Annotated in this window: 7 protein-coding genes and 1 tRNA gene; 6 read left to right on the forward strand and 2 right to left on the reverse strand. The window is 58.3% G+C overall.

All coding sequences use genetic code 11. The annotated features are described in order from the left end of the window. The 5 genes from KBF66_RS18595 to KBF66_RS18615 all read left to right on the forward strand — a co-directional run. A partial coding sequence (locus KBF66_RS18595) for a hypothetical protein (RefSeq protein WP_296661084.1) occupies positions 1–273 on the forward strand: 273 nt, incomplete at its 5' end. Further along, positions 266–2,101: a TolC family outer membrane protein gene (locus tag KBF66_RS18600; RefSeq protein WP_296661087.1), complete on the forward strand. Its 1,836-nt coding sequence runs from the start codon at positions 266–268 to the stop codon at positions 2,099–2,101. The genes KBF66_RS18595 and KBF66_RS18600, both read left to right, overlap by 8 nt. 102 nt (positions 2,102–2,203) lie before the next feature. Beyond that, positions 2,204–2,653: a nuclear transport factor 2 family protein gene (locus KBF66_RS18605; RefSeq protein ID WP_296661089.1), complete on the forward strand. Its 450-nt coding sequence runs from the start codon at positions 2,204–2,206 to the stop codon at positions 2,651–2,653. 38 nt (positions 2,654–2,691) lie between these two features. Continuing rightward, positions 2,692–3,663 carry an alpha/beta fold hydrolase gene (locus KBF66_RS18610; RefSeq protein ID WP_296661091.1) on the forward strand — a complete coding sequence of 324 codons (972 nt, stop codon included), beginning with the start codon at positions 2,692–2,694 and terminating at the stop codon, positions 3,661–3,663. Beyond that, positions 3,656–4,195: a DUF2946 family protein gene (locus KBF66_RS18615; protein ID WP_296661093.1), complete on the forward strand. Its 540-nt coding sequence runs from the start codon at positions 3,656–3,658 to the stop codon at positions 4,193–4,195. Before KBF66_RS18610 ends, KBF66_RS18615 begins: the two co-directional genes overlap by 8 nt. Before the next feature lie 32 nt (positions 4,196–4,227). Here KBF66_RS18615 and KBF66_RS18620 read toward each other — a convergent pair whose 3' ends face one another. Further along, positions 4,228–4,782 (reverse strand): c-type cytochrome, encoded by a 555-nt coding sequence (locus KBF66_RS18620; protein ID WP_296661095.1) that lies wholly within the window; start codon positions 4,780–4,782, stop codon positions 4,228–4,230. A 102-nt stretch (positions 4,783–4,884) separates the two neighbouring features. Between KBF66_RS18620 and KBF66_RS18625 the strand changes: the two genes are divergently transcribed. Further along, positions 4,885–4,960: transfer RNA gene (locus tag KBF66_RS18625), tRNA-Arg, on the forward strand. 43 nt (positions 4,961–5,003) lie between these two features. Here KBF66_RS18625 and KBF66_RS18630 read toward each other — a convergent pair. After that, the gene (locus KBF66_RS18630; protein ID WP_296661097.1) at positions 5,004–5,534 is read right to left on the reverse strand and encodes a hypothetical protein; all 531 of its coding nucleotides are present in this window, start codon (positions 5,532–5,534) and stop codon (positions 5,004–5,006) included. Positions 5,535–5,731: the final 197 nt, after the last annotated feature.

A 5,731-nucleotide genomic window follows, 5' to 3' on the forward strand; every position in this document is an offset into this window, starting at 1 on the left:
GCAAGTGAAAGAGAAGAGCCCGTCTTGTCGGGTTCTTCCTTTTCTGCCTTTGCCGGACGGCAACTCGTCGTTGCACCACGCATGGTGCAACGCTTATATACGATGAACAACTGCGCTCGCAATGACATTGTCGCGCTGGCGCAACGTAACTTGCTGCTAAGGCCCGCTTGTTATGTGTTTGGTGCGCGGCCCGGATGCCAAAACGAAACAATCAAGTTACATTCGCAGTTCTTGTTACATTCGTGGAGGTGTTGTGGTTCTATCTATGCGTAAGACAGCATTGGCTGTCACACTTTTCGCAGCGTTTGGTTGCGCCCACGCACAGCAGGCGACGAATGGTTTGCCCGGTCAAATGGTCGCGGCTGCCCGTACCGCGGTACTGACCAACCCGGAGGTGCAGGCGCGCTGGAACGGTTTCAAAGCCTCCGAAAGCGAGCGCCAGTATGCGCGCAGTGGCTTTTTCCCTAAGATTGATTTTGTTGGCACGATTGGCATGCGCAATCTCAAAACGCCAACGGCCAATTACGGCACATTCAACTTCAATGCGGCCGAGCTTACGCTGGATCAGATGCTGTATGACGGCATGTTCACGGCCAACGAGAGCAAGCGTCTGGGTTTGGCCAAACTCACCCGTTACTACGAGCTGCGCGAAATTGCCGAAAACATCACCCTGGAGGCCATGCGTGCCTATATTGATGTTTTGCGTTATCGCGAACTGGTCGACGCCGCCACACAAAATTACATTGAACACAAACGCTCGGCACAACTGGTGCAGGAGCGTGCCAAGTCTGGTGTCGGTAAAGGTGTTGACGTGGAACAGGCCAATGGCCGTTTGGCTCTGTCAGAGTTCAATCTGGTCGTGGAACTTGCCAATTTGCATGACGTAAGCGCCCGCTATTTGCGCGTGGTGGGTGAAAAACCACCGGTCTCTTTGCCCACCTTGCCCGAGCCTTTTGTGCTGGGGGTGATGCCACCCACCGTCCAGGTGCTGATGGATGAAGGCCTGCAAGGTAGCCCCACCCTGAATGCGGCCGTTGAGAACACGCTCGCTTACCGCAAAGGCATTGAATCCCGCAAGGCATTCTTTTTGCCGCGCCTGGATTTGCGTCTGTATCAGTCCCGCGAGCAGGCCCATGGTGGCGATGTTTCTGGCGTCACCAATGACAAGGGCATTCAGCTGACCCTTTCCTATAACCTTTACCGCGGTGGTGCTGACAAGGCGCTGGAGCGCAAGGCGGTAGAAGAGGCCGAACAGGCACACGACCTGCAGATCAAGGCCTGCCGCGATGTGCGCCAGACCTTGTCCATTGCCTACAGCGACGTGCAAAGCATTGCTTCACAGCAGCGCTACCAGGAAACACACCGCCTGGCGACCGAGAAGTCACTGGAAGCCTATCGCCAGCAGTTCGATATTGGCCAGAGAACGCTGCTTGACATGCTTGACAGTCAAAACGAGTTTTTTGAGGCCACCCGCTCCTACATCAACTCGCGTCACAACCAGGCGATTGCGCAAGCCCGCACGCTCGCCGGTATGGGGCGTCTGGTCAATACCATGGGTGTCAGTCGTGAGGATATTCCCAGCGCGCAAGAGGCAGGGCAAGAGCGTGACCGCATTGATCCGTCCGAACTATGCCCACTGGAGGACGTGCAGGTTGACAGTCTGGAGCGCATCAAGGCAGAGGCCGTGTTGCCACCCGTCGCACGTGCTGCTGTCGTGGCACCGATCAGGCCGGTGGTTACCAAGGTGCGCTTGTCAGCCGACGCCCTGTTTGACTTTGACAAATCAGATCTGAAGATGGAAGGCATTGACAGCCTGTCCAAGTTCTCTGCGCGCCTCAAGACCATGCAGATCGACAAGGTCAGCGCGGTCGGGCACACTGACTCCATGGGCTCTGAGGCCTACAACGAGAAACTTTCTCGAGCACGCGCCGAGGCAGTCAAGTCTTATTTGATCAAACAGGGCATTGATGGCGACAAGGTCCAGGCCAGCGGCATGGGCGAGCTTCAGCCTGTCGCTGACAACGCGACCAAAGAAGGTCGTGCCAAAAATCGCCGCGTCGATGTCGAGGTGCTCGAAGCTGTGCCAGCCCCGACCAAGTAGTAGCGTTGCCCACCACGTCTGAACGGTGCCCTGTCACGTCAGGGCTGCGGGCGGGTATTGCACCGACGAGGGTCAAAACCCGGTTGAGCCGGGTTCCATAAAATGTCCAAATCCAAGTCTCTGGCCAGTGCAGTCGGTGCCTCCGTCGAGGATATCGAGGCTGGTTTTTACGAGGCGTTGCTCGCGGCCGATCTTGACCGGCTGATGGCCTGCTGGGCTGATGAAGACGAGGTAGTGTGTGTGCACCCAGGTGGTGGTAGATGGGTTGGGTTGGGTGCCATACGGTCTGCATATGAACAGATGTTCACCAACGGCAGTTTGCGTATCCGCCTTGAATCAGTCCGCAAAATCGACAGCCTGTCCTGTGCCGTTCACAGCGTGCGCGAGTGTATTGAGGTGTTGACCTCTGAAGGCCCGGTCAAGGCCTTTGTATTGGCAACCAACGTGTATTTCAAAACCGCTCAAGGCTGGCGCATGGTGGCGCATCACGCCAGCGCCGGTGATGATACCGAGGCGCAAGACGTTGGCGAAATGCCCGTAGTTTTGCATTAAATTGGCCTCTAGCGCATACTCTTCAAGCATTTATTGCTATGAAATATGTTGCTCCATACTGGCTGCCAGGGGGCCATGTGCAGACGATCTGGCCGGCACTGTATGGCCGCCAAGGACGTCGTTTCGGTCACATGCTGGGTATTTCGTACCAGAGAGAACGCTGGGCAACGCCAGATCATGACTTTATCGATCTGGACTGGCTACCCGGCGCGCCGGGCCAACCCCTGCTGGTTTTGTTTCATGGCCTGGAGGGGTCTTCCCGAAGCCATTATGCGCTGGGGTTCGCTGAGTTTGCCCGCCAGCATGGGCTGCATTTTGTGGTGCCGCATTTTCGTGGCTGCAGCGGCGAAATCAATCTGGCACCGCGTGCCTATCACTCGGGTGACTTTGAAGAGATCGACTGGATTTTGCGGCGGCTCCAACAGCGACATTCCGGACCCATGCTGGTCCTCGGTGTCTCCTTGGGCGGCAATGCCCTGTTGCGTTGGGCGCAGGAAATGGGCGACGTTGCGCGCCAGGTGGTGTCGGCTCTGGCCAGCATTTGTGCACCGCTTGACCTCAGTGCCAGTGGCCATGCCATGGGTCGAGGCTTCAACCGGCAGGTTTACACCCGCATGTTCCTGGCCAGCATGAAGCCCAAGGCCCTGCGCAAACTCGCCCAGCACCCTGGTTTGTTCAGTGCTCCGGCGATGCAAGCAGCGCGTGACCTGTTTGAGTTTGACAACATCTTTACCGCGCCGCTGCACGGCTTCAAGAACACGCGCGACTACTGGTTGCGTGCGTCAGCCAAACCGGGACTGGCCCGGATTCGCGTCCCGGCGCTGGTGGTGAATGCGCTCAACGATCCCTTTGTACCGGCCGCCAGTCTGCCCAGCGCCACGCAGGTAGGCCCATGCGTGACGCTTTGGCAGCCGCATCACGGTGGGCACGTCGGCTTCGCGGCAGCAGGCCCGGCCCGAGCGAACACTTTGCCAGACGCAGTCGGTCAATGGTTGCTGAGTCATGGATGACATCGTCAAGCAGGCCATGGCCAAATGGCCCCATGTGCCGGCCTGTTTCGGCTGGCTGGGGTTGGATGCCCGCGGCAACTGGTACATGCGGGACGACCGGGCACAGGCCCTGGGTGCATTTGATAGCGGTGTGCCCGGCAGCAAAGGTGCCTTGTTGCAACATGGCAAGCTGATTGACTTTATCGGCCGAAACTACAGTTGTGATGCGCTTGGACAATGGTTTTTTCAGAACGGACCACAGCGGGTGTACGTGGAACTTGAGGCCACACCGCTGGTCTGGCGCGTCCAGCCTGATCTGCAGGTGCGTGACCATATCGGGCGCGATGCCACGGTTCACGCCGCCTGGCTGGACCAGCACGGCTACCTCTATCTGGACTCAGACCTGGGTTTTGGCCTGGTGCACAGTCAGGACGTCGGTCTGGCTGCCGACGCACTCGAGCGCGGTGACTGGCCCCTGCAGGAACTCCATCGGGAAGATCTGGCAAAGCAGTTCGCTTACCAGAAGAGTCCAACTTCGCTAAATAATGTGTAGCACAAAAACCATATCAAATAAGCGCTAGAGGCTTATTTGCTTGCAGGAGCCGCAGCTTTGGCAGGTGCAGAGGCAGCAGCATTGGCCGGGGCTTTGGGTTCGGCAAATTTGGCACCTCCGGCATTGGCCAGGTACACCACAGCACGGCTGATCTCGTAGTCGGTAAACGCCCCGCCCGCTTGTGGCGTCATGCTGCCTTTGCCTTTCATTGCCGACGCCAGCAACGCGTCGTAGCCATTCTTGACGCGAGGACCCCAGGCTGATGCATCAGCCAACTTGGGCGCCCCCAGCAAACCAGCGGCATGGCAGGTACTGCATTGCAATTTGTAAACCTCTTCGCCAGTGCGCAGCGCCACTTGCGCCTGACCCAAAGACAAGGCACCGACTTTCTGGATGCGCGCCATCACCGCTTCCTCACTCATTGAGGCGGGGGCTGCCCGGTCCTGTGACTTGTAGGCACTGATCAAGCCAAGGACCACGACCAAGGGCAAACCGAGCAAAACCACAACCGAAACAATTTTTTTCGAAAGACTCTGCCCTGGTGCCGCGTGTGCATCATGTCCGGGTGCGTGGTTTGAATTGCTCATGGTGGTCTTTGGGAAATGGGTGGGAAGGGCAAATAAAGATGGCGAGTATAGATACAAGTCGCCCATGCGAAACCGCCTACAATCGCGCACTTCGCCAGCGATGCGGCTGTAGCTCAGTGGATAGAGTATTGGCCTCCGAAGCCAAGGGTCGTGGGTTCGATCCCCGCCAGCCGCACCAACCGACCGTCTATGGGCGTGCCATCCCGCCTCGGACCCCAAAATTACGGCACAGCCCGGTTGGCTGATCCACGGCTGAGGATGTAGACCGTCACGCAGCGGGCACTGTAGTCCTCGTTCCAGGACGTAGTGCATCCCAATCCGGTGAACGAGGGCGCCACCACGATGCGTTGCCTGATCGCATCCGGCACAGCCAACTCGATCTCCGTGCGCAACGAGTGCGTGCCATGCCCCTTCTCCTGCGGCGTCGTACCCGGCCGAGCGTAGCGGCTGTAGTACGCCACGATCTCGGCATAGTTCCTGCTGGGAACGAAAGTCTCCAAGGCATATACGGCCGGTGACCGGCCGGACTTGTTCTCCGCCGGAAAGTTGGCCGCCATGAGTTGGGCTGATTGGTTGACCCGCAGCACGGTGCCCGGGTACAGGGTCACACCGATCTGCGCCTCGCCGGGGGGCATCCGCGACAACAGCGTTTGGTATTGGCGCGTGAGCCCGGAACCGCCACCATCAGCCGACGCGGGCAAAGTAACTGACATGGCGCATAGCAACAGCAGGAACGGTAAAGTGCTTCGCATGATTCCTCTCAGGGTCGGTGTCCAGGCAATTTAACCATGGCTTGGGAGTCTCTTCAGCGCATCGGGCGGTGTCAATTCGACTCAACCGTCTCACTCGGTTCACTCGCAAGCTGATTTCCATCAAAACTGGTCGACGCGCTTCAGGGACTGCTCCCGCTGCGTACTTGACGCACGAATGCACCGCGTGGATCGAGTTT

Source organism: Rhodoferax sp. (assembly GCF_018063565.1).
Classification (GTDB): Bacteria; Pseudomonadota; Gammaproteobacteria; order Burkholderiales; family Burkholderiaceae_C; genus Rhodoferax.

What these genes read in the sequence shown, in the direction of transcription:
- KBF66_RS18620 (WP_296661095.1), bottom strand. Translation starts at nt 4,782, where the DNA reads ATGAGCAATTCAAACCACGCACCCGGACATGATGCACACGCGGCACCA.
- KBF66_RS18610 (WP_296661091.1), top strand. Translation starts at nt 2,692, where the DNA reads ATGAAATATGTTGCTCCATACTGGCTGCCAGGGGGCCATGTGCAGACG.
- KBF66_RS18630 (WP_296661097.1), bottom strand. Translation starts at nt 5,534, where the DNA reads ATGCGAAGCACTTTACCGTTCCTGCTGTTGCTATGCGCCATGTCAGTT.
- KBF66_RS18600 (WP_296661087.1), top strand. Translation starts at nt 266, where the DNA reads ATGCGTAAGACAGCATTGGCTGTCACACTTTTCGCAGCGTTTGGTTGC.
- KBF66_RS18605 (WP_296661089.1), top strand. Translation starts at nt 2,204, where the DNA reads ATGTCCAAATCCAAGTCTCTGGCCAGTGCAGTCGGTGCCTCCGTCGAG.
- KBF66_RS18615 (WP_296661093.1), top strand. Translation starts at nt 3,656, where the DNA reads ATGGATGACATCGTCAAGCAGGCCATGGCCAAATGGCCCCATGTGCCG.